Raw genomic sequence first — 22,470 nt, forward strand, 5'->3', positions numbered from 1 at the left:
GTTGAAGGTGCAGTAACATGCACTGGAGGACCGAACCGGTGTCTGTTGAAATAGACTCGGATGACTTGTGGTTAGGGGTGAAAGGCCAACCAAACTCGGAAATAGCTGGTTCTCCGCGAAAGCTATTTAGGTAGCGCCTCGCATTTATTCTCCAGGGGGTAGAGCACTGGATGGGCTAGGGGGTCCCACAGACTTACCAAACCCAACCAAACTCCGAATACCTGGAAGAACTGTGCGGGAGACACACAGTGGGTGCTAACGTCCATTGTGGAGAGGGAAACAACCCAGACCAACAGCTAAGGCCCCCAATTCGTGGCTAAGTGGGAAAGGATGTAAGAATCCCAAAACAACCAGGAGGTTGGCTTAGAAGCAGCCATCCTTTAAAGAAAGCGTAACAGCTCACTGGTCTAAATAAGGGTTCTCGCGCCGAAGATGTACCGGGGCTCAAGCCACGAGCCGAAGCTTTGGGTTCATCCGCAAGGGTGAGCGGTAGCGGAGCGTTCCGTAAGCCTGTGAAGGGACAGTCGTGAGACATCCTGGAGGTATCGGAAGTGCGAATGCTGACATGAGTAACGAGAAACACTGTGAAAGACAGTGTCGCCGAAAGTCCAAGGGTTCCTGCGTAAAGTTAATCTTCGCAGGGTTAGCCGGTCCCTAAGGCGAGGCCGAAAGGCGTAGTCGATGGGAACCACGTTAATATTCGTGGGCCAGCAGGTGGTGACGCGTGGGGTAAATTGTTCGGACTTACTGGATTGTCCGGGCAGTGAACTCGCGCCAGGAAATAGCCCCTGCATCAGACCGTACCCGAAACCGACACAGGTGGACTGGTAGAGTATACCAAGGCGCTTGAGAGAATGACGTTGAAGGAACTCGGCAATTTACCTCCGTAACTTCGGGATAAGGAGGCCTTCGGTTTGGGCAACCAGATCGGAGGGGCACAGACCAGGGGGTGGCAACTGTTTAACAAAAACACAGGGCTCTGCGAAATCGCAAGATGACGTATAGGGTCTGACGCCTGCCCGGTGCCGGAAGGTTAAGAGGAGAGGTTCACGCCTTGAATTGAAGCCCCGGTAAACGGCGGCCGTAAATATAACGGTCCTAAGGTAGCGAAATTCCTTGTCGGGTAAGTTCCGACCTGCACGAATGGCGTAATGACTTCCCCGCTGTCTCCAACGTCAGCTCAGTGAAATTGAATTCCCCGTGAAGATGCGGGGTTCCTGCGGTCAGACGGAAAGACCCCGTGCACCTTTACTGTAACTTTGCATTGGCATTCGTGTCGGCATGTGTAGGATAGGTGGTAGGCTATGAAGCATGGGCGCCAGCTCGTGTGGAGCCACCCTTGAAATACCACCCTTATCGTCATGGATGTCTAACCGCGATCCGTCATCCGGGTCCGGGACAATGCATGGTAGGCAGTTTGACTGGGGCGGTCGCCTCCCAAAGAGTAACGGAGGCGCGCGATGGTGGGCTCAGACCGGTCGGAAATCGGTCGTCGAGTGCAATGGCATAAGCCTGCCTGACTGCGAGACAGACAAGTCGAGCAGAGACGAAAGTCGGTCATAGTGATCCGGTGGTCCCGAGTGGGTGGGCCATCGCTCAACGGATAAAAGGTACGCCGGGGATAACAGGCTGATAACCCCCAAGAGTCCATATCGACGGGGTTGTTTGGCACCTCGATGTCGGCTCATCACATCCTGGGGCTGGAGAAGGTCCCAAGGGTTCGGCTGTTCGCCGATTAAAGTGGTACGTGAGCTGGGTTCAGAACGTCGTGAGACAGTTCGGTCCCTATCTGCCGTGGGTGTAGGAGTATTGAGAGGATTTGTCCCTAGTACGAGAGGACCGGGATGAACATACCTCTGGTGGACCTGTTGTGGCGCCAGCCGCAGTGCAGGGTAGCTATGTATGGACGGGATAACCGCTGAAGGCATCTAAGCGGGAAACCCACCTCAAAACCAGTGCTCCCTCGAGGGCCGTGGAAGACGACCACGTTGATAGGCCGGGTGTGGAAGCAGGGCGACCTGCGTAGCTTACCGGTACTAATCGCTCGATTGGCTTGATCGCTCTCATTTATCAACGCCCATCACAAACTCACATGTCCCCGAAAAGTGCGTAGCGGTTTTCGGATCAGGACATGTGCAAAAAACGTGATGACGATAGAGACCCTTTGCTTCGATGTGTTTCGCCGGCCTGGTGGCCTTCGGCGAAGCGATCAGACCCGATCCCATCCCGAACTCGGCCGTCAAACGCTTCCGCGCCAATGGTACTATGTCTCAAGACCTGGGAGAGTAGGTCGTCGCCAGGCCTGCCAAACACATCAAATCAACTCCTCTTCCGATCCCAAACACAAAAGCGCCGCTCCAAAAAAGCGGCGCTTCTCGCTTGTCGCGGGGTGGAGCAGCCCGGTAGCTCGTCAGGCTCATAACCTGAAGGTCGCAGGTTCAAATCCTGCCCCCGCATCCAAGCCCGTAGGGCGAAAAACCCAACTCAGAAATCCTTCAATTGCGTTCTTGGCCTCGCGTCGCAATTATTGACGCGTCGCTGGGGGCCGGGTAAACGGATGTTCTGTCGCACCCAGTGCGACAGCAAGAAATTCTTTGCCATTATCCTGCTTTGTCCAGGTTCGGCCATCGCGTCTCGCCCCCTAAAAGCTCCCTGGCGCCCTTGAAAACCGACTTAAAGCCCTCGGCCATTCCTCTGCGCATTTGCAGGGACGTTGTTTTGGAGGATGGCTTCCTCAACGCGACGAGCGCCGAACCATGGCTCGGGCTTCCCGATGTCGACCTTCGTTCCGGCGGCAGGTTTCTGTCCCTGCGCTACGCCGCAGACCCTTATGACCCGCCGGTTCGCCCCGTTCTCCGTTTCTGGTTGAAAGACGGAGACTACCGAGATCACATCTTGCCCGCTCCGTACGACGGCGTCGGCGCATGGCTTGGTCATACCCCGCCCGATTTTAGCAGCGTCTGGATCAGTCCAACGAATCGAAAAGGCAGATTCGACTTCGAGATTATCGACATAAGGAAACCGCATCTTCTCGAGTTGCTGAAGCGAGCGCGCCATTCGCCGAAGCGGGTGTTCTTCGCAGTCTCCGCGGGCATGGTAGGCCTCGATCAAGAAGCCGAGCTCAATTGGCGTTGGGCCCTCGGCTCGGAACCATTTTCGCACTACGAAAACTGGCGCCGGCGACGCGAGGGGACCGACAGCCGCCGCCAGCTAAGGTGTGGTCAGCTCGCATTCTCATTATACGTCGATATCACCGGGGCGAGCGTCTCTGCGATCGACAAAACCTGCACGTCGATCGCGAGACAATCCTACGCAAACTGGCGGACGATCTTTCACGGCGCGCCGCTGGATCCAACGGCGGAGCGAACCCTCGCCGCCTGGCTCGATAAATCCGATTTCAAAATAATGCAGGGAGATGAGCCTCCCCTATCGTCTGATTACCTCACCGCCTTGCATGCGGGCGATATTCTGGCTGGAAACGCTCTCGAAAGCTGTGCGCGCCACCTCGAGCGTTACCCCGACCACACGATCGTTTACGCGGATGAACTGGGCCAACGACCTGTTCTCAAGCCGGGTTGGAGCCCGACGCTGCAAGCCTTCGCGCCTTACGTCGGAAGATCCGCCTTTTTCGCGAGCTCCATCGCGTCGAGCGCCGGCTTAACGATATCCGATGGCGCAGAGGCGATCTTCGACAACGCATTAAGCGCACAAACGGCAAAAGTTGGATCGATCAGGCGGCCGCTCTTTGGACTCGCACCCGCGGGCGGGAAGTTTCGTCCTGCGAAGGCTCCCGATGCGATTTACGGAAGGCAATCGGCTTGCGTGGGCGTTGTTATCCCAACCAGAGACCGCGCCGACCTTCTGCAAGTCTGTCTGGAGAGTCTTTTCAACAGAACAAGCTACTCGAACTACAAGGTGGTGGTTGTCGATAATGATAGCCGCGACCCGCGGACCCTTGATCTGATGGCGCAAATGGAGGCTGCCGAGCCTCGCTTATCAATTCTCAAGCAGCCGGGCGCATTCAACTTTTCTGCGCTGAGCAACGCCGGCGCAAATGCCGTCGAAGGCGATGTCCTGCTTTTCTTGAACAATGACACATGCGTGATGACGCCCGACTGGATCGAACGACTGCTTTATTTCGCAATCCAGAAGGATATTGGGGCGGTGGGCGCGAAGCTTCTTTATCCCGATCAACGGGTACAACATGTCGGCGTTCTACTCGGCATGGGCGGGGTTGCAGGGCATTTTGGAGCCGGGCTACACGCTCAGGCGCCCGGGTGGATGGAGCGAAATCGCGTTCCCCACGAGGTTTCGGCGGTCACCGGCGCATGTCTGATGGTCGAACGGCGCAAATTCGAGGCGGTCGGCGGTTTCGACGCGGTTAATCTGCCAATCGACTTGAACGATGTCGATCTTTGCCTTCGTCTGGGAGAGCGGGGCTGGCGGACAATCTGCAATGCCGAGGCGGTCCTCGTGCACCATCAATCCGCAAGCCGTGGCGGCGGGCTGCGGCTTCAGAAGGTTTACGCCAAGGAAAGGCGTTTTTTCATGGAACGCTGGCGGGCAGTTATTCGTGACGATCCATATTTTCACCCCGCTCTATCGCTATATGCGGCCGAAGCGGCTCTGCCGTGAATCGCTTGCGCCGAGGCGGCGCGCTTCGTATTTTCCCCGGCCTTTCGGGCGTTGCCGGCATGCTGTTCATGGTCGATGCGTCACGGCCCGCGCCCTATCCGCCTGCGTTGGATTACCAGCGGCAATCTCTTGGAGATGACAAAACAAATGCGCCCTAAGACCCCAATGTTGGGATGGATGAAGGAGGCGCGTGACGTCGTTGCGAAGCGCCTGCCGCGCAGAGATCTCCAGAATTTGGGCGGTGAGATCAAAAGCAAGCTTCCCGCCCTGTCACAGGGCGTCGACCTCGTGTCGGAGGCCTTTGCAAACGCCAGGGGCGGCGGTTTACTGCGCCGAAGCTTCCTTGCGTTCGTTATCCTGCCGACCGTTATCTACTGGTTCTATGCGGCCCTATGGCAATCCGATCAGTATGTTTCAGAGGCGCGTCTCACCGTCAGAGAAGCACAAAAGAAGGAAACACGCGGGACGAGCGCCGCATCGATCATGGCCAGTATTACAGGCGGCGCCGGGGGATCGTCAAAAGATACGCAGAACTCCTACATGGTGCTGAATTACATCAAGAGCCGGGCGATTTTGCTCGATCTCGGCGGCAAAGGCTATTTCGAGAAAAAATTCGGCGGGGCCGACGTGGATTTTTTCTCCCGGATTTCGTCCGATATCAACCTCGAAGATCTCTGGAAATACTGGCTCAACCATATACAGGCGAGCGTCGATGGCGTCTCTGGCATCCTCACTCTGCGGATCGATGCTTTTCACCCGCATGATTCCCTGGATCTAACCAAGGACGTCATCAGGCTGAGCGAAGAGCTCATCAACCGGATAACTCTCAGGAACCGCAACGACGCGCTCGCGCGCGCCGAAAGCGAAGTCAAGCTCTCGCGTGAGAAGCTCGCGGAGGCGCGTGAGAGGGTCCTGCAATTTCGCAATCAGAATCTCCTCATTGATCCTGCCTCCCGGGCAACCAGCCTGGGGGAAATGATCGGCAAGCTGACGCTCGATCGGATCGATCTTTTGAACGCTCTATCGACGACCTCTACGTCCCTATCTGCGGATGCGCCGAGCCAACGCCTCCAGCAGACGCGTCTTGCCGCGATTGATAAGCAACTGGCCGAACTGAAAAAGAAGCTCACGGACGACCAGGGGGCGGACGCCGTTTCGTCTCAAATCGCCGGTTACGAGCGCGTGAAACTGGAAGAGCAATTTGCCGAGCGGATGTATTCGATCTCGGTGACGGCCTATGAGCAAGCGCGACAAGATCTCCAACGTCAGCAGCTTTATCTTGTGACCATCGTCGCGCCGAGCCTGCCAGAATCCGCGACTTATCCGAGAGTCATCGGCAGTACGTTGCTGATGTTTGTGTCTCTGCTTGTTGTCTGGGCGATCGTTTCGCTGATGGTCGCGCTTTTTGAGGATCAGATGATTTGATTACGATATCCGCTTGCGGTCATTCCCGCCGCTCGCTCGCACGATCGATCGGAAATCCAGAGCCGATCAGCGTTTTTGCGGCTCTGGATTCCCGGTCGGGCTTTCAGCCCGCCGGGAATGACATTTCCCATGCGAGCTGTTCAAACGGATAGCACAGGTGGCGGCGACACAGACGATCGCGAGGGATGCCTTGGCGAACCAACGGTCGCCGCGGCGCCGGTGAGGCCAACACTTGCCGACCGGGCTTTCTTCAATGCGCCATATGGTCTCGCACGAGGAAAGCGACGCCAGCCAGAAGCGCCCATCCCAGAGCCGATGGAAAAACAATAATCGACCACTCGAGCCAGCGGCGCGGATACATCGATTTCTCGGCGAGCGTCGGGCGGAGGAAAAGCGCCAGATAGGTTTGCTGCCGGTCGACATCGATGCGCGCCGATTCATAGGCGGTTGCGGTCAAGGCATATTGTTGTTGCGCAAGAGCGAGATCAACCTGGCGCTCGGACAGGATGACCGCGTGCCCCGCCATTGAGTTGCTGTTCTCTTTACTCGCAATCTGCGCCGTGTAGTCCGCGATCTGTTTTTTTAGATTCTCGATGCGCGTTGTCAGCAGCTTTACTTGAGGAGAGTCCGTCGCAGCCGCGCCAGATTGTAGGGCAAGGCTTTCTTCCGCGCGCGCGAGATTGAGTCTGAGCTGCGTGACGATTTTGTTGACCGCCTGCGCCTCGGACGTCGCATCGAGAACGCCTTCGGCATTGCGTGCGTCGCGTAGGCTGGCGGTTGCGGCTTTCACACGCTCTTCGGCGCGCTTGAGCTCATAACTGGCTTTCGAAAGCGCGTCTTGCCGCAAGCGCGTCGACAGTTCGTTCACGAGCCTCTCAGATAATTCCACGATGTTTCGAGTGATAAGAAGGGAATCCTCCGGCGTGAAGGCGCGAACATCGACCGCAATGATGCCGGACATGACGTCGACCGTGGCCTCGACCTTCTTTTTCCAATATTTCTCGAGCTTTTCGATGGGGTCGTCCGGGTCGAATCGAGAGAGATAATCGACTTCGGGACGGGAGAACATTTTTTTCAGGCCGATCTTTTTGTCGATAATCTCGATGACGGCGCGGCTCGTGATGTATTTGGCGATGGCCTGAGACTCTTGAATCTGTTTTTCATTCCGGCTGCTGACCCCCAGCGCCGTCCACGAGGCGCTATCGGCGGACTGAAGCGAGAATTTCGCCGTCGTCACATATTGTTTGCTCGCGATCAGGCCCCAATAGAGCGACGCGCCGAGCAGCGGCGCCAGCACCAGCAGGACAAAGCTGATCAAAAGCCCTTTCTGAAAAGCTCTTTCGCCACGGCGTGCGGCAAAGCCGCCGCCGCCTGCGATCATGCTTGTCGGCGAGCGAGAGCGATTGGCGGCGCGGCGCAAGGCCCGCGAGATGGATGTTGCAATCCGGCCGGCTTCGTCGGGGCTTATGGGTTCTCGGGGCCCGGGCAGAGCAACTTGCCGGGCGGCGGCGCCTTTGGTCATCGCAGGGTCAGGCATTGAGCTTCTTATACAGGTCGATGGCGTCGTCGACATTGCGGAAGACATGCATCTGCCCGCCCGCCAGAACGATCCCGTGGTCGCAATATTCCGTGATGGTCGACATCGAATGCGACACCATGATGATATCGGCCTTTTTCCGCCGCCTGGAAAACTCTTCCTTACATCGCGCGGCAAAGCGCGCGTCGCCGACGGCCGTCACTTCGTCGATCAGATAGCACTCAAAATCGATTGCGAGCGAGAGGCCAAAGGCGAGACGCGCCATCATGCCCGACGAGTAAGTCGAGACCGCCGCATCCATATAGGCCCCAACTTCGGCGAAGTCCTCGACGAAGCTCATGACTTTGCGTGGGTCCTGGCCGTAGACGCGCGCGATGAATTTGACGTTTTCCCGGCCGCTGATCAACGGATGCATGACGCCGGCGAAGCCGAGCGGCCATGAAATTCGGGCGTTGCGGACGATGCGGCCGCCATTTGGCAGCTCGTTTCCAGCCAGGAGTCTGATCAAAGTCGATTTGCCGGCGCCGTTCACGCCGAGAACGCCATAGCTACGCCCAGGCTTGAAATCCAACGTGACGTGATTGAGGACGATCTTCCGATGTCCGCTCGACCTGTAATATTTGAAAACATTCTCGAGTTTGATCATGTCGCGGCAAAGGTCGAGGCGATTCCGAGCTGGGCAATTTGAGCCCCCTTTTCGGCTAATCGAAGGCGGCCCGCTCCCCTCTTCTACGCTGGCCATTGCCGCCAAAGCTAGAGTAGACAGAGGGCATGAAGCAAGAAACGACTTTTCAGGCAGTCCGCAGGCACTTGCGGAACGGTTATATCATTTTGACCAGCCGCGGTCTCGTTGCCCTTTACGGCGCGGCGATGCGGGAGGCGGCCAAGCTCGTCGATTCGCCGGTCGGGGTTTTTCTCGCCCCCAAGGATATTCTCCGCGACGGGCGGCATTTCTTGCGCGAGCACGGCGTCAGAACCACCATCGGCGCCGTTCTTCGACAGACCGCCGCGACCTATGACCCGCCGCTGGGGCGCCGCCGAAACCCTATCAACGATCCACTCCGCGAACGGGCGATCACTTATTACCATAGCTATGAGCTCACCAAGCCCGATGGCGTCGTGCCCTCGCGCAGGCCCTCGAACGAAATGGATTTCGCGCTCGAGATTCCCTTCGCCTTCGAGCCCTGCGCGCGCCAAGGCGCAATCGCCGCGATTGTCCACGCCTTCTATCCGGAGCTTCTGCCGCTCGTTCTGGAGAGGCTGGAGAATATTCCGGGTCCGGTAGATCTGTTCGTCTCAACGGATACCGAGGAAAAAAGGCGCGAGATCGAGGAAGCGTGCCGCTGTTGGCGGAAGGGGAAGACGGACATTCGCATCACCCCGAACAGGGGCCGCGACATTGCCGCAAAATTCTTCGGCTTCCGTGACGTATATGCGAATTACGACCTCTTCATTCATCTCCACACTAAGCGATCGCCCCATGGCGGCGAGGCCCTGGCGCGCTGGTGCGATTATCTCTTGGACCATCTTCTCGGCTCGCCGGAAATCGTGCGCTCGAACCTCGCGCTTTTCGACGATCCGAAGATCGGCGTTGTCTTTGCGCAACATCTATTCGAGCTGCGCGGCATATTGAACTGGGGCTACGATTACGATCTCGCGCGCGGGCTGATGAAGCGAATGGGCGTCGAGATCGACAAAAACATGGTGCTGGAGTTTCCGTCGGGCTCCATGTTTTGGGGCCGCAGCGCCGCCTTTCGCCCTCTGCTCGACCTCGATCTCGGTTTCGAGGATTTCCCGGAGGAAGGCGGCCATGTCGACGGCACGCTCGCCCATGCGATCGAGCGCTGCCTGCTGATGATCGCCGAGTCGCAGGGGTTCGAATGGCTCAAGGTCGCGCGCCGCGACCTCTACCCCATGCCGCAGACGCTCTTGATCGTGCAAAGCCCGGACGAACTGCCAACGCACCGGCTGAAGGTCTTCCAGCCCTGCCTCGGCAATGTCGACAATGGGCTGCGGCCGCAGGACCGCGGTATCGTCGAAATAAAGCCGCTCCTCTCCTATCCCTCCCGCAACACCCGGCCCCGGCTCAATCTCCTGACCCCTACTGTCAACCCGCAGCAGATTTTCGGCGGCGTCGCAACGGCGATAAAGCTCTTCACGGAAATCGCCGACGCGCTCGGCGAAGATTACGACCGCCGTATTATTGCGACGGACGCAGACATAGAGCCTGAAGCCTATACGAAGTTCTCGGACTACGAGGCCGTGCCGCACGCCGCGAGTCTCGACCTCGGCCGGCGTCTCCTCGTCGACGCCTATGAGCGCGATGGCGGCAGGCTGGATGTGCGGGCGAACGATATTTTTATCGCGACCGCATGGTGGACGGCCTTATTCGCGCTCGATCTCGAGCGCGATCGCGCCCGCCTCTTCGGCGGCGAACTGCCTTTTGTCTATCTTATTCAGGATGACGAACCCTATTTCCAGGGGCGCAGTTCCCGCTCCGCCTTGGCCGAAGCGACGTACCGGCATGGCGCGCGCGGAATCGCCATCATCAATTCCGAGGAGCTTTTCTCGGTGATGCAAGCAAAGCATGCCTTCGGGGAGGCCTATTGCGTCCCCTATCAAATGAATACCGCCATTTCAGCGGCTTTGCGCCCGACGCCGCGCGAACGTCTCATCCTCATCTACGGCCGGCCGAATGTGAACCGGAATGCGTTCGAACTTGTCTGCGACGCACTTTTTCGCTGGCAGCAGCGCGATCCAATTCGGGCGAGTCGCTGGCGGCTCGTCTTCCTTGGCGAAGAATTTCCGGACACGCTTGTCTATCCCGTTCAGAACGCAACAGTCGGCGGCAAGGCGAGCCTGGAGGATTATGCGGGCTATCTCAGTCGTGCGAGCGTCGGCGTGTCGCTGATGCTCTCGCCGCATCCAAGCTATCCGCCGCTCGAGATGGCCGAGGCCGGTCTGCTCACCATCACCAATTCCTTCGAGGGCAAGAACCTCACGAGCCGTTTCGACAACATCGTCTCGCTCGATTTGCTCGAGCCAGCGTCCCTGGCGGACGCCATAGAGGCTGCGGTCGCGCAGGCGGAGCCACGTATCGGGGAGGCGACGGGACGCGTTACCCCGAAAGCAGTGGTGGAGATCAAGCAGCCTTTCGAAATCCCCGCCTTTGCCGAGCGACTGCGGGCATTGCGGGTATGATTGTTACGGCGTTCGCCGCAGGCGGGCGACGCAATTTTCGAGGGATTCGCGCCAGGGCGGCAGGGTTACGCCGTAACGGGCGGCGAGCTTCTCATTATCGAGGCGCGAATTCGCCGGTCGGCGCGCGGGCGTTGGGTAATCCGCGGTTGTGATCCGCGCGACGCGCACAGGCTTGCGGCCGTACCTCTCCGCCGCCGCAAAAGTCGCCTCCGCCATATCGGCCCAGCTCGCGTCGCCCTGGCCGGTGAGATGGAATATCCCGCGTAAGGACGTCGAATTGTCGCTGACAAGGCGGCGCGCGATGAGGACCAGCGCGTCGGCGATGTCGATAGCGCTCGTGGGATTACCGAGCTGATCCGCGACGACGCTGATCTCGTCGCGCGATTCGCCCAGGCGCAGCATGGTTTTGACGAAATTCGCGCCATAGGGACTGTAAACCCATGCCGTGCGCAAGATGGCGTGGTCGCCGTGAGTCGCGGCGATCTTTTCTTCGCCCAGGAGCTTGGAGCGCCCATAGGCGCCCGTTGGCCCGGTTGGATCGTCCTCACGATAGGGCCGGCCGAGCGCGCCGTCGAAGACATAATCGGTCGAGAGATGCAGCAAGGGGACGCCAAGCTCGGCGGCGGCCTCTGCGACATGGCCCGCCCCCTCGCCATTGATCCGCATCGCGAGATCGGGCTCGCTCTCCGCCTTGTCGACGGCCGTATAAGCCGCGGCGTTAATGATTGCGTTGCAACGCGCGTGGCGCAGACCCGCGAGCACGGCGGTGCGCATCTCGAGATCGAATTGCGGTCTTCCCAGCGCGATAATCTCGACGTCCTTCGGCGCCCGCTCGATCAAAGCGCTGACGACCTGACCTTTGAGGCCGGTGACGGCGAGACGGAGGGTCATGGGCCGCATCTCCTTGAGCTTCGATGCCTCTCGACATTCTGGCGGGGAAACTAGCACCGCGCGGCGGCTCGCGCCAACGAGCCGCCCGTGGTGCGGCGTTCTCTTAGAAGACGCAATAAAATCAAAATGTTGATCTGTATCTAGCTGGGCGTCGCAACCTTCACGCTTGCGACGAATCGTCTTGACGACAGGTCCGCGCAAGCTTGGTTAATTAATCGTTAACGTGTTGAGTAATTGAATAAGGAGAGACGCATGACCACGCGTAAGACTCGGGCGCTTCGCGCCGCGCGCAATCCTGGCGACGTGATTCGGTCCGCCGCCGAGCCGCTCGATCGCAAGCAAGCCGCTATTCTCGTCCTTTTCGAGGCGATGGATTTGATCGACGACGCAGCAGCGTCGGAACTGGTGCGTTTTGCTCTGGCGCGGCTGGTGTGCGAAAGCGCGTAATCGCTGCTCGGGGTCACGCGGTTTTGCGAGGGCCCAGACTCCGCGCAATCTGGTCCGCTATGAGATGCGCGCTCACGCGATCGGGAACAACCAGCGCTGTCGCTTGCGCCATTTGACGCAAGCCGACTGCCGCCTCTGGCAATCTCGCGTGAAGCGCCGCCATATTCAGCCGGCATAGCGCCCGAAAGTCTTTGCGCGCTTTTGCTTCCATTTCCGACCGCGGCCCGTCGAAACCGGTCGCTATTTTCCCAAGGGCGCGCACCCACTGAACCTGCTCCATCCGTCCGGAGGGGGCGCGCGTCTCGAAAATCTCCAGGCTCGCGTTCCAAAGCCCCGCGAAATGCCCGGCCCGGTCGAGGTCCGTGGCGCAGCGCTGTTTCTCGACATTCTGTCGGATATGCCCAAAAGACGGCATGCGCCTACTCCTCCAACTCGTGCGCATCGACACTAGGCCCAGAAAATCTCTGAGGAGTTAAAGTCCCTGCGGCGTAAGCCTCGCGCGAGGGCCCTTCGGTATGATTGGCTGTCAGATTCTCGAAGGGGTCCTCCTATGCAAACGATCGCCCAGTTGAAGCAGATGCGGCAGGAGATGATCGACGAATTGAGCAAGATGCCCGAGTATCGGGCCGTTCAGGCCATGAAGAAATTCATCGACGAGATGTCCGAGATTTACGGCTCCGATGCGCCGACCGTCGAGAATAAAAATCAGAGCGACGCGAATTCTGCCGCGAAGGCGATCGAAAAGCGCATTGTCGAGGGGCCGGTGGAAAACGTGACTCAGCGGGTCCGCGCCTATTCTCCGTAAGCGCATCAATGCCGGCGTTTACGGCAAATCTTTCGTCGAAGCGCTCGCCTGATGGATAACGGCGGTGGCGCCGTCTTCTTTGCGACGCCGATCCAGATGGCGTCTCCCCCAGCCGCCTTTTCCTACCTGGCCGACGCCTTCGTCTGAGGCGGCCTTCCTATGAGGGATAAGCCAACTATGGCCTTTAACGCCGCCGGCCTGTTTTCCGCTTTGCGCCGATCACTCGCGGGGACTCTTTCGCGAGCGGCGCTCATGCTTTTCCTCGTTATGGCGCTGCTCGACCTTTCGGCTTCGTCATATGCGTTTCTTGTCCTCAGGCAGGAAGCGACGGCCTCCGCGGACCGAGAGCAAAGCCAGGCGAAAACCGACAGGCTATTTGCGCAGCTCGTCGAGATGCTGCAAAGCGCAAGATATGACATCGCCCAGGCGCGGCTTTCCCTCGTCGATTTCATGGCGTCTCGTCATCCGGAGGGGCTCGAGAACGCTTTCCGCGATTTCGGCGCGCATTCCAAGCGATTCTCTCTCCACGTCAAAGGCGCCTTGGAAGCCGCCAAGGTTCTGGACAGTCCGGATCTTGTCCGCGTCCTGACCCAGGCTGAAAAAAACATCTACGCTTTCGCCGCAAAAGCCGCCGAAAGCGCAAAGACGAGCGACGCCACCGCGCCCGCTGACGGAAAGCTGAAATTCGACCAGCTTGCGCTTTCGGTGCAGATGGCGGTGGACAATACGAGGGGCGAAGTCGACGCGCTTCGCAAACGTATCGACAGAAAAAAGGCGAACGCCGGCCTTGCTCTGGAGGCGTTGCGCACGTGGGCGCAGATCGCCGCGCTCATGGCGATCGGGACGATCATAGCGACGGCGGCGCTGGCTTGCTGGTTGGCGCGGCGCTGGGCGACGCAGCCCTTGGATTGGATCACATTCACTTTCTCGCGCCTCGTTGAAGGCGATCTCAACTATGACGTCTATGAGGCCGGTCGAACCGACGAAATCGGCCGGCTTGGGATCGTCTATCGAAAATTCCGCCTCATCGCCAAGGAGAGATTGCAGGCGCAGCATCAGGCGGCGGAACAGCAAGCGATACTGGAAGCCGAACGCGCGCGCAGCGACGCCGAGCGGGCGGCCGTCGCTGCCGAACAAGAAATTCTTATCGAGACGCTGGGAGCAGGGCTGTCGAAAATCGCCGATCACGACCTCTCTTTCCGATTGAGCGAAGAGGTCCCAGCAGCATATCGACGCTTGACGGCGGATTTCAATTCCGCGCTGGAAGCGCTGGAATCGGCGCTCACGAAGGTGCGTGACGGAGCCGGAGTTATCTCTTCCTCGACCGCTGAAATCGCTTCGGCCGCTGATGATCTGTCGAGGCGCACGGAGCAACAGGCGGCAAGTCTCGAGCAAACCGCCGCTGCATTGCAGGAGGTCATGACCGCCGTCAGCCGCAACTCGGACGCAGCGAAACGCGCGCAGGATATTGTCGCGCGCGCGAAATCAGAGGCGCAAAACAGCGGCGCCGTCGTCCAAAGCGCGACCGAAGCGATGGCGCGCATCGAGAAATCATCTACCGATATCGCGAGTATCATCGGGCTCATCGACGAGATTTCCTTCCAAACGAATCTGCTGGCGCTCAACGCTGGCGTCGAGGCCGCGAGAGCCGGCGAAGCGGGCAGGGGATTTGCTGTTGTCGCGTCGGAAGTGCGCGCGCTCGCACAGCGATCGGCGGAAGCGGCGAAAGAAATAAAAGGACTGATCCTATCCTCCAAGACGGAGGTCGCAGATGGGGTCGAGCTCGTCGTTTCCACTGGCGCCGCTTTGGAGCGCATCGCCTCGGAAGTGGTGTCGATCAGCTCGATGGTGTCCGAGATCGCCGCCGGTGCCGCGGAAGGCGCTGCGGCAATCCGACAGATCAATGTCGCCGTCGGACAGATGGATCAGGATACGCAGAGGAACGCCGCCATGGTGGAAGAGACCACGGCGGCGAGCCATAGTCTCCGGCACGAGGCGGATGAATTGGCGCGCTCGGTTGGAAGTTTCCGACTGCATCAAAGCGCGCATGCGCCCGCGATTCGGGAGAACAGGCGGGCGCGCGAACGTGCCGTCGCCTCGGGCGCGACGGCGCGCAAGCTCCGCGTTCAAGAGCCCGATGAAGTGGACTGGACGGAGTTTTAAACACGCGATCCGCTTTTGATTGGGTTTCAGTGTGGCAGTCGCGGCCTCCGGGATTTCTCCCGTCCTTCTTTCCGTTTGCCCAGAGCGACACCTTCGAAAAGTCGGATGAAAAAAAGACCAGCGCACGGAGTTCCGTGCGCTGGTCTTTCCTTTTTTTAGACGGGCTTTGCTCGTCTCCGCTTCAAACCGCGCCGGGTTTGATCAGAACTCTTCCCAGCTCTCTTCCTCGTATCTGGGTTCGGCGAGCGCCGCTGAGCCGCGCGTCTTCAACGCCGGTTTGGCGGGTTTGCGCGCCGGGGGTCTGGGAGCGGCGTGCGCCGCAATCGGCTTTCCGATGTTGAAGCGCCGGACGGCCGCCGCCAGCCGTTCGGTTTCCTGGCCCATGTTTTTCGTCGCTGCGGTCGTTTCCTCGACCATGGCCGCGTTATGCTGCGTCATCTGGTCCATCTGATTGATGGCTTCCGTCACCTGACTCAGCGCCAATGCCTGCTCTCTCGTGCCATCGGCGATCGTGCCGACCACCGTCGCGACTTCGCCCACCTGAGACACGATCGCCTTCAAAGCCCGGCCCGTCTGTCCGACGAGATTGGCGCCCTGTTCGACCGCCGAATTGGAGGCGGCGATCAGTCCCTTGATCTCCTTGGCGGCGTCGGCGGAGCGCTGGGCGAGGGCGCGCACTTCGGAGGCGACCACCGCGAAGCCCCTGCCGGCTTCGCCTGCGCGCGCGGCCTCGACGCCAGCGTTCAATGCAAGCAGATTCGTTTGGAAGGCAATCTCGTCGATGACGCCGATGATTTGGCCGATGTCTTTCGAGGCCTTTTCGATCTGGCCCATAGCGTCGATGGCCGAGACGATAATTTCGCCGCCCTTTTCTGCGTCGGACTTCGTCGCCGCGACGATCTGATTGGCGTTCTGCGTGCTGGCGGCCGTTGCCTTGACGGTCGTGGTCACTTCGGCGAGCGCCGCCGACGATTCTTCCAGCCCTGCGGCTTGAGACTCCGTGCGGCGAGAGAGGTCTTCGGCCGCGGCGCCGATTTCGTTGGTCGCGCTTTCGATAACCGAAACCGACGCCGAAACTACGCCGAAAGCTTCGCGCAGTTTTTCGACCGTGTGATTGAATTCGGTTTTGATCTTCTCGAACTCCGGCGACAGATTGGCGTTGATGCCGATTTCGAGATTTCCGTTAGCGAGTTGCTCGAGCGCGTAGCTCATCGCCGCCAGCGCCTCGGACCGATTCTTTTCCTCGGCGGCGCGAAGCTCCTCTTGCTGGCGGCGTCTTGCCTCCAGCTCTTCGAGATAGACCGAAATGGAAAGATCCATGTCGAGAAAGGTCGCCTTCACCAGGCTCGTTATCGCTTCCGCCATGCCTTCGGCGACATTCTGGCCGCGAAAAACGAATCTCGGCCAGCGGTCCTTGACGACGTCATGAATGAGCCGCTCCAGAATGACGGCGTATCCGCCGATATACCACCGCGGCTCCAGGCCCAACCGCGCATGCGCCTTGCCGACCGCGCGCACGGCTTGCGCGTATGAGTCGCCAAATTGCGCTTCGACAATCAGACCCCAGTGCTGCTGCTGGCGGGTTTTGGCGGCAGCCATATGCTGGTTGTCAGAGAAAAATTGCCGCGTTTCAGGGGTCGCGCGCACCTTGTCGTAGAAGACCGTCAGAGCCTGGTCGAGGGCGACGCTCAAAAGAGGCTTCAGTTCTCGCAACCGTGTTTTCGAGCGCTCGTCTATGCCAATGAACGTGAGGCGTTCATCCATCGATATCGACGAAACGGTGGTCTGGGGGGCTGGAGACTGGGCCATAAACGCCTCTTCCACATGAAGGGAAAGCCGCGCTGCGTCCTTGCGCGCGGCTGGTAAACGGAAACCGATCGCATTCGGCGGCAGGGAGGCGTCATGCCTAATCTAGGTAAAAACACCTACTGGTATCCAACAAGTAAATAAGTGTGCAAATCGCCGTAAATTTAAGCGAAATTGTTGATATTTATCATATCAATGCACTGTTTTTGTGAAAGCGGCAGATTTCGGCGCTCTTTTACGAGGCAGATCGATAAGTCCGAGCGTTGTTCAGTTTTCTTTCGATCCTGACGCCGAGTTCTCTGCGATGACGCCCCGCGGCGTGACGACGGTCCAGCGGTCGTTCTTCCTGACAATGTCCTCGATTTTGCCGAGACCCGTCACGAACTCTCCCTTCGAAACGCGCATAATCGATCCGCGAGGATCGCGGATGAGAGCCCAATTCTGGTCGGCCTCGATCAGCTTGTAATCGATCGGACCATTTCGCACGGGCGCCGGGTTTTTCCCGACGCCTCCAACCGGGCTGTAATCGATGCCATTTTTGTTCGCGACGACCAGCGCCGGGTTTTCCTGGTTGCGCCGCGCCGCGACGGTGGAAGGTCGTGCGAAGATCATCAAATGCTCCGCCCCGGCGAAAGTAGGGATGCGATCGGAAGCGCTGATCATCTCCGCCGCGAAAGCTGTCGCGCCGACAGCGAGCGCGACTGTCGCGACATGCAGAGCGCGTTCCGCGAACGGCGCTTGTTTGCGGCCGATCTTGGCAATTTTTTTCTTGGGCGCGAGCGAATTTTGATTCGAAGAAGACGCGGGTCGTTGCATGGCGGCTCTCACAGCCTCTGGTTCAGGACAAAAGAATCACTATTGGTGTTTACTGGCGTCGCGCTGTCGCGGCGTGTTGAACGATCGAGTTCGCTCTTCGCCGATCCCTCGCAAGTTTCGCGAAAGCTCGCGAGAATCGAGCAATTGCGAATGCGAGAAGAATCTCCTTTTTGTGTTAAACAAAGTATTAAGAGATCGTCGCCTAAATGGGCGTGCGGAGATCGTTGTCGAGAAGCGTGCTTGCTTCGCCTTCGATCACATGCGCCGCCATGAAGGCGGCCATCGTTCCAGGCTCCTTTTATGAGTCGCTCGGACGATAAGCGCCGCTCATTCAAAACCCGATGCGATGTTTCTTGCGACCTGCGCCTCGCTGGCGCGCACGCGAGATCTGTCGTCTGCGCAGCCGCTCTCTTAGCGAATGGGATAATTCATGAATCTCTCGATCGCGGGAATGATCGCCAACACCTCGCTCGGGACGATCTCGAACGAGATCAGCATTCTCTCGCGGAACGTGTCGAACGCCAACACGCCGGGATACTCCACGCGGGTCGCGCAGACGAGCACAGGGGCCGGGGGCGCGGCGGAGGTGAACGGCGTTGCGCGCATCACGAATCCAGCCTTATTCAAGAGCCAGCTTCAATCGACGTCCGGCGGCGCTCAGGCGTCTGCTGTTTATGACGGTCTCTCCGCCATCGCCCAATTGCTGACTACCGACAGCGACGGCAATAGCTCTTCCCCGTCTTCCTTGATCGGGAAGCTTTCAAGCGCCTTGCAGAGCTATGACGCCGCGCCCTCCAATCCGACGGCGGCGGCGGGCGCTGTGACCGCAGCAAAGGACCTGGCCAATTCGTTGAACCAGGCGACGACCACGGTTCAGGATGTGCGCCGGAACGCCGATCAACAGATCGAAGACTCGGTCACGAACATCAATTCGATTCTGAGCAAGTTCGAGCAGGTCAACAACGCGATTGTCGCGGGCGCGGGCGCCAAGAGGGACATCACAGATCTCCTCGACCAGAGAGACTCTCTCCTTACGCAGCTCTCCTCCGAGATTGGCATAACGACGGTCACGCGCCCCAACAACGATATGATGATCTTCACGGACAGCGGCGTGACGCTGTTCGAGACAGCCCCGCGCGCGGTGACGTTCCAGCGCAATCCTGCGCTCACGGCGGGCGCCAGTGGAAACGCCGTCTATGTTGACGGCGTGCAGGTGACGGGAAATAGCACCTTCGCAACAAGCGTGCATTCCGGCAAGCTCGCGGGTTTGACGCAGTTGCGGGACTCTATCGCGCCAGCATATCAGAACCAGCTCGACGAGATTGCGCGTGGGCTTGTTTCGGCCTTTTCCGAGAGCGATCAGACCGGCGGCGGCGCGCCGACGCTCCCTGGGCTTTTCACTTATCCCGGCGCGACGAGCATACCCGGCGCCATGGTTTCTGGCCTCGCTGGGCAAATTCAAGTCAACGCCAACGCCGATCCCAGCCAAGGCGGCGATCCGACGCGCTTACGCGACGGTGGAATCTCGGATCCCGGAAACCCTGCCTACACCTACAACACCTCCGGGGGCGCGCTCTATACTGCCCGTATCGAGCAGATGATCTCGTCGCTGTCTGCGACTCAATCTTTCGATCCCGCGGCTGGCCTCAATACGAATACGTCGCTGACGGCTTTTGCGAGCGCCTCCGACGGCTGGCTCTCTGCGCAAAAGCAGCAGGCCCACAGCGCCGATACCTATCAGAGCGCCATGCTCAACCAGAGCGTTCAGGCTTTGTCGAATGCGGTGGGCGTGAATCTCGACAGCCAGATGGCCAAAATGCTCGAGCTGGAGAATTCCTACCAGGCGACGGCGAAACTGCTTGCGTCGATCGACGCCCTCTATACGACCCTCTTCAACGCTATCAGACCGTGAGCGCAGATCGATGATCTCATCCGTTTCCACATCGGCCATGTCGAACGCTTTGAGCAATTCAATTGTCGATCTGCAAAAGCGCCTGTCGATCGCCCAGAAAGAACTGACGACCGGGCAGCACGCCGATATGAGCGTGGCGATCGGTTCTCAGCAGACGCGGGATTCCCTCCTGCATCTCAGCGTAAGCGACATCGACGCAATCACTGCAAGCAACAATGTGGTTGCTTCTCGCCTCGAGATTACGCAGACGTCGTTGCAGAAGCTCTCGACAGACGCGCAAGCCATGCGAAGCGCGCTGATGACGGCTCAAAACGGCATCGGCAACAGGGGCGCGATCATTCAGCAGGCGCAAACCGCACTCGGCGCCATGATGTCGGGCTTGAACGCTTCGAGCGGCGGCGTGTTTGTCTTTGGCGGCGTCAAGGGGGACACGGCGCCGATTACGGATACCGCATCGGCGCCGCCGAGCGCAGCAAAAGCTGCCCTCGACGCCGCTTTTACCAGTAATTTTGGCTTTCCGCCCTCGGATCCGCTTGTCTCCACGATAACGGCGTCCCAGATGGACGCCTTTATTTCCGGTCCTATGGCCGCTTTGTTTTCACCGGCGAGCTGGACCACGGACTGGTCCTCGGCGTCGAGCTCGCCGCTGCAAAATCGCATATCGATCACCCGCACGAGCGCCACTTCCGTTACGGCGAATGACGCGTCGTTCCAGAAGCTTGCGGCCGGCTATACGATGCTGACCAGTCTCGGCGCGAGCAATCTGAGCAAGGATACTTTCCAGGCTGTCGTTACGGCGGCGACGAACGCCATCGATCAAGGCGTATCGGGGCTTACAAATTTACAGGAAAAAGTCGGGGTCATGCAGGCCGACGTCAAAAGCGCTCTGGACAACATGGCGACACAGAAGGATCTATTGAGCGCCCAGATCGGCGCGTTGGAGGGCGTCGATCCTTCGCTGGCCTCTGTCACGGTCACCAATTTGATGACTCAGATCGAAACGTCCTATTCGCTGACGGCCCGAATTCAACAGTTGAGCCTTACGAAATATCTCTAGCGGGCTTTCCGCTCGCATGGAATCGTGCGAGCGAGCGACGGTGCGGAATGCGCTCTAGTTTGGTGCCTTGGCCCGCTTTCAGTGCGGCACACACCCCGGAGGACGCAACGAGAGCGTCCTCATTCGGGGATTTTTCTGGCTTTATTTGCCCGTGGCTTCCGTTTGTGAAACAAGAAGGTATCCAAGGAACCGCTGCGAGTCGATCGGGTCATACCCCAGTTGCTTTCGCAGCTTTTTGCGCAGCTTGCTGATGTGGCTTTCGATCACCGTTTCTTCCACTTCCTCGTCGAAGAGGCCGTAGACGGCGTTGAATACTTGAGTCTTCGTCAGCCGCCGGCGCTTGTTCAAAACGAGCAATTCCAGAACGCGCCTTTCCCGGCGCGGCAGCGGGAAGGGCTCGCCGTCGATCACCGGATCGCGGCCATCGAAGAAGACTTGGATGCGGTCGAATGTCGCATAGTCTTGCCGGGCTTCGGCGCGTCGCCGGATAGCGTGAACACGCGCAAGTATTTCGCGCACGTGAATCGGCTTGCGGACAACGTCGTCGACGCCGGCGCTGAACAGGCCCAGTGTTTGTTCCAACGATAGCGTGTCGTTCATCGCGATGACGGGAGCCTGGGAATGCCGCCGGATAACCCGCGGGAGTTCTTCCCGATCCGGGCAATCGCCAATCAAAAACGCCTCAACTGCCTGCAAGTCCTTTTCACGAGCCGAGTCGACCCACTCCAAGAACTGCTCGAAGCCAAACCCCGTAGAGAACACACCCTCTTGACCAAACCGACTAGTATACGCACTCGTTACTATTTCCCTTTCATCCACAATGATTAACATTCGGCGTCTCCCGGCGGATGGGCGAGCATGTCGGGCAGTTCATGCGAATCGACCCCTCTACTGGGTGTAGTCGTAACCCCAGAGGGTCGTCAACGGCTAAGACCTAAGTCAAGGCTTGCCATTACTGGCGGCGGCCCCGCCTGCTAAATGCAGCTTCGCGTAAGGCGGGCTCGTTATCTTCCGAGCGAATCCCTGCGGCGTTCCCGAGAAGAGAACCAAGAATGCTTTCGTCTTATTATGTGTCTTTGTCGTCACAGCTCGCTCTGGACAAGCGCATGTCGACGATTGCCATGAATGTCGCCAACGCGAATACTGTTGGATTTCGTGCAGCGGGCGTTTCTTTCGAGACGGCTCTCTCCAAATCGGGCCCCGCGCAAACTGCTTATGCTTCCACCGGGAAGGATTTCATCTCGACGGTGCAGGGTCCCGTCACAAAGACCGACAATCCGCTCGATGTCGCCGTGCAAGGATCCGGTTGGTTGGCGATCCGAACCCCTAATGGCGTCGCCTACACTCGGGATGGCCGTCTGAAGATGCTGCAAACGGGCGAGCTCCAGACGATCGAAGGATTTCCAGTCCTGGACGCCGGCAATGCGCCGATCGTCCTCGATCCGACGCAGGGCCCGCCGATGATCTTCCGCGATGGCATGATCAGCCAGGGGGCCAATCAGGTTGGCGCCCTGGGCCTGTTCTCGATAGATCCCAGCGCCGCTCTGACAAGGGGCCCGAACTCCAGCGTGATACCGTCAACGCCGGCGACGCCTATTCTCGAATTTTCCGTCAATGGCGTGTCGCAAGGGTTTCTTGAGGGCGCCAATGTCAATCCGATAACGGAATTGACAAAACTTATCGCCACCTCCCGATCATTCGATAATGTCACCTCCATGTACGACACGCTGGATTCGGCCCAGCAAAACGCTATCCGCACGCTCGGCGGCGCCTGA

At 59.0% G+C, this 22,470-nt stretch carries 16 protein-coding genes, 1 tRNA gene and 2 rRNA genes (1 of these 19 only partly in view); 12 read left to right on the forward strand and 7 right to left on the reverse strand.

The window, feature by feature from the left end; genetic code table 11:
- The 5 genes from QMG84_RS02550 to QMG84_RS02570 form a co-directional block, all read left to right on the forward strand.
- Nucleotides 1–2,061: ribosomal RNA gene (locus QMG84_RS02550) — 23S ribosomal RNA — on the forward strand (it extends 879 nt beyond the left edge of the window).
- A 125-nt stretch (nucleotides 2,062–2,186) separates the two neighbouring features.
- Nucleotides 2,187–2,302 (forward strand): 5S ribosomal RNA (gene rrf, locus QMG84_RS02555).
- Between the two features lie 81 nt (nucleotides 2,303–2,383).
- A tRNA-Met gene (locus QMG84_RS02560) sits at nucleotides 2,384–2,460 on the forward strand.
- 405 nt (nucleotides 2,461–2,865) lie between these two features.
- Nucleotides 2,866–4,635 carry a glycosyltransferase family 2 protein gene (locus tag QMG84_RS02565; protein WP_281930262.1) on the forward strand — a complete coding sequence of 590 codons (1,770 nt, stop codon included), beginning with the start codon at nucleotides 2,866–2,868 and terminating at the stop codon, nucleotides 4,633–4,635.
- 135 nt (nucleotides 4,636–4,770) lie between these two features.
- The gene (locus QMG84_RS02570; RefSeq protein WP_281931884.1) at nucleotides 4,771–6,060 is read left to right on the forward strand and encodes a KpsE/RkpR family capsule polysaccharide export protein; all 1,290 of its coding nucleotides are present in this window, start codon (nucleotides 4,771–4,773) and stop codon (nucleotides 6,058–6,060) included.
- Between the two features lie 250 nt (nucleotides 6,061–6,310).
- On the opposite strand, the gene QMG84_RS02575 is transcribed toward QMG84_RS02570, so the two are convergent.
- Together QMG84_RS02575 and QMG84_RS02580 are read right to left on the reverse strand one after the other, a co-directional pair.
- Nucleotides 6,311–7,645 carry a KpsE/RkpR family capsule polysaccharide export protein gene (locus QMG84_RS02575; protein WP_281930263.1) on the reverse strand — a complete coding sequence of 445 codons (1,335 nt, stop codon included), beginning with the start codon at nucleotides 7,643–7,645 and terminating at the stop codon, nucleotides 6,311–6,313.
- Nucleotides 7,590–8,243, reverse strand: coding sequence for an ABC transporter ATP-binding protein (locus tag QMG84_RS02580; RefSeq protein WP_202074119.1), 654 nt, complete (start codon nucleotides 8,241–8,243; stop codon nucleotides 7,590–7,592). The genes QMG84_RS02575 and QMG84_RS02580 overlap by 56 nt, the downstream gene beginning before the upstream one ends.
- Before the next feature lie 185 nt (nucleotides 8,244–8,428).
- Between QMG84_RS02580 and QMG84_RS02585 the strand changes: the two genes are divergently transcribed.
- Nucleotides 8,429–10,798, forward strand: coding sequence for a rhamnosyltransferase WsaF family glycosyltransferase (locus QMG84_RS02585; protein WP_281930265.1), 2,370 nt, complete (start codon nucleotides 8,429–8,431; stop codon nucleotides 10,796–10,798).
- A gap of 3 nt (nucleotides 10,799–10,801) precedes the next feature.
- On the opposite strand, the gene rfbD is transcribed toward QMG84_RS02585, so the two are convergent.
- Nucleotides 10,802–11,689: a dTDP-4-dehydrorhamnose reductase gene (gene rfbD / locus QMG84_RS02590; RefSeq protein ID WP_281930267.1), complete on the reverse strand. Its 888-nt coding sequence runs from the start codon at nucleotides 11,687–11,689 to the stop codon at nucleotides 10,802–10,804.
- A gap of 252 nt (nucleotides 11,690–11,941) precedes the next feature.
- Between rfbD and QMG84_RS02595 the strand changes: the two genes are divergently transcribed.
- Nucleotides 11,942–12,136 (forward strand): hypothetical protein, encoded by a 195-nt coding sequence (locus QMG84_RS02595; protein ID WP_202074116.1) that lies wholly within the window; start codon nucleotides 11,942–11,944, stop codon nucleotides 12,134–12,136.
- Nucleotides 12,137–12,149: 13 nt separating this feature from the next.
- Here QMG84_RS02595 and QMG84_RS02600 read toward each other — a convergent pair whose 3' ends face one another.
- Nucleotides 12,150–12,551 (reverse strand): hypothetical protein, encoded by a 402-nt coding sequence (locus QMG84_RS02600; RefSeq protein WP_281930270.1) that lies wholly within the window; start codon nucleotides 12,549–12,551, stop codon nucleotides 12,150–12,152.
- 135 nt (nucleotides 12,552–12,686) lie between these two features.
- Here QMG84_RS02600 and QMG84_RS02605 point away from each other — a divergent pair, with 135 nt between their 5' ends.
- Together QMG84_RS02605 and QMG84_RS02610 are read left to right on the forward strand one after the other, a co-directional pair.
- Complete coding sequence (locus tag QMG84_RS02605; RefSeq protein ID WP_281930271.1) at nucleotides 12,687–12,941, forward strand: hypothetical protein; 255 nt, start codon at nucleotides 12,687–12,689, stop codon at nucleotides 12,939–12,941.
- Nucleotides 12,942–13,193: 252 nt separating this feature from the next.
- Nucleotides 13,194–15,104 carry a methyl-accepting chemotaxis protein gene (locus QMG84_RS02610; RefSeq protein ID WP_281930273.1) on the forward strand — a complete coding sequence of 637 codons (1,911 nt, stop codon included), beginning with the start codon at nucleotides 13,194–13,196 and terminating at the stop codon, nucleotides 15,102–15,104.
- A 201-nt stretch (nucleotides 15,105–15,305) separates the two neighbouring features.
- On the opposite strand, the gene QMG84_RS02615 is transcribed toward QMG84_RS02610, so the two are convergent.
- Entirely contained in the window at nucleotides 15,306–16,913 is a 1,608-nt protein-coding gene (locus QMG84_RS02615) for a methyl-accepting chemotaxis protein (RefSeq protein ID WP_350356503.1), read from the reverse strand.
- A gap of 264 nt (nucleotides 16,914–17,177) precedes the next feature.
- Nucleotides 17,178–17,726 carry a hypothetical protein gene (locus QMG84_RS02620; RefSeq protein ID WP_281930275.1) on the reverse strand — a complete coding sequence of 183 codons (549 nt, stop codon included), beginning with the start codon at nucleotides 17,724–17,726 and terminating at the stop codon, nucleotides 17,178–17,180.
- Nucleotides 17,727–18,156: 430 nt separating this feature from the next.
- Between QMG84_RS02620 and flgK the strand changes: the two genes are divergently transcribed.
- Together flgK and QMG84_RS02630 are read left to right on the forward strand one after the other, a co-directional pair.
- Entirely contained in the window at nucleotides 18,157–19,638 is a 1,482-nt protein-coding gene (gene flgK, locus QMG84_RS02625) for a flagellar hook-associated protein FlgK (RefSeq protein ID WP_281930277.1), read from the forward strand.
- Between the two features lie 10 nt (nucleotides 19,639–19,648).
- Nucleotides 19,649–20,695 (forward strand): flagellar hook-associated family protein, encoded by a 1,047-nt coding sequence (locus QMG84_RS02630; RefSeq protein WP_281930278.1) that lies wholly within the window; start codon nucleotides 19,649–19,651, stop codon nucleotides 20,693–20,695.
- Between the two features lie 141 nt (nucleotides 20,696–20,836).
- Here QMG84_RS02630 and QMG84_RS02635 read toward each other — a convergent pair whose 3' ends face one another.
- A complete protein-coding gene (locus QMG84_RS02635) occupies nucleotides 20,837–21,526 on the reverse strand; it encodes a response regulator transcription factor (RefSeq protein WP_202074110.1) in 690 nt (229 codons plus the stop codon).
- Between the two features lie 221 nt (nucleotides 21,527–21,747).
- Between QMG84_RS02635 and flgF the strand changes: the two genes are divergently transcribed.
- Complete coding sequence (flgF, locus tag QMG84_RS02640) at nucleotides 21,748–22,470, forward strand: flagellar basal-body rod protein FlgF (protein ID WP_202074109.1); 723 nt, start codon at nucleotides 21,748–21,750, stop codon at nucleotides 22,468–22,470.

Origin of the sequence: Methylocystis iwaonis (assembly GCF_027925385.1) — a bacterium.
Classification (GTDB): Bacteria; Pseudomonadota; Alphaproteobacteria; order Rhizobiales; family Beijerinckiaceae; genus Methylocystis; species Methylocystis iwaonis.

Bases quoted from the DNA above. Each gene is read 5' to 3' on its own strand.
- QMG84_RS02570 (WP_281931884.1), top strand. From the start codon at position 4,771: ATGACAAAACAAATGCGCCCTAAGACCCCAATGTTGGGATGGATGAAG.
- QMG84_RS02575 (WP_281930263.1), bottom strand. From the start codon at position 7,645: ATGTCTTCCGCAATGTCGACGACGCCATCGACCTGTATAAGAAGCTCA.
- QMG84_RS02580 (WP_202074119.1), bottom strand. From the start codon at position 8,243: ATGATCAAACTCGAGAATGTTTTCAAATATTACAGGTCGAGCGGACAT.
- rfbD (WP_281930267.1), bottom strand. From the start codon at position 11,689: ATGACCCTCCGTCTCGCCGTCACCGGCCTCAAAGGTCAGGTCGTCAGC.
- QMG84_RS02595 (WP_202074116.1), top strand. From the start codon at position 11,942: ATGACCACGCGTAAGACTCGGGCGCTTCGCGCCGCGCGCAATCCTGGC.
- QMG84_RS02600 (WP_281930270.1), bottom strand. From the start codon at position 12,551: ATGCCGTCTTTTGGGCATATCCGACAGAATGTCGAGAAACAGCGCTGC.
- QMG84_RS02605 (WP_281930271.1), top strand. From the start codon at position 12,687: ATGCAAACGATCGCCCAGTTGAAGCAGATGCGGCAGGAGATGATCGAC.
- QMG84_RS02610 (WP_281930273.1), top strand. From the start codon at position 13,194: ATGCTTTTCCTCGTTATGGCGCTGCTCGACCTTTCGGCTTCGTCATAT.
- QMG84_RS02615 (WP_350356503.1), bottom strand. From the start codon at position 16,913: ATGGCCCAGTCTCCAGCCCCCCAGACCACCGTTTCGTCGATATCGATG.
- QMG84_RS02620 (WP_281930275.1), bottom strand. From the start codon at position 17,726: ATGCAACGACCCGCGTCTTCTTCGAATCAAAATTCGCTCGCGCCCAAG.
- flgK (WP_281930277.1), top strand. From the start codon at position 18,157: ATGAATCTCTCGATCGCGGGAATGATCGCCAACACCTCGCTCGGGACG.
- QMG84_RS02630 (WP_281930278.1), top strand. From the start codon at position 19,649: ATGATCTCATCCGTTTCCACATCGGCCATGTCGAACGCTTTGAGCAAT.
- QMG84_RS02635 (WP_202074110.1), bottom strand. From the start codon at position 21,526: ATGTTAATCATTGTGGATGAAAGGGAAATAGTAACGAGTGCGTATACT.
- flgF (WP_202074109.1), top strand. From the start codon at position 21,748: ATGCTTTCGTCTTATTATGTGTCTTTGTCGTCACAGCTCGCTCTGGAC.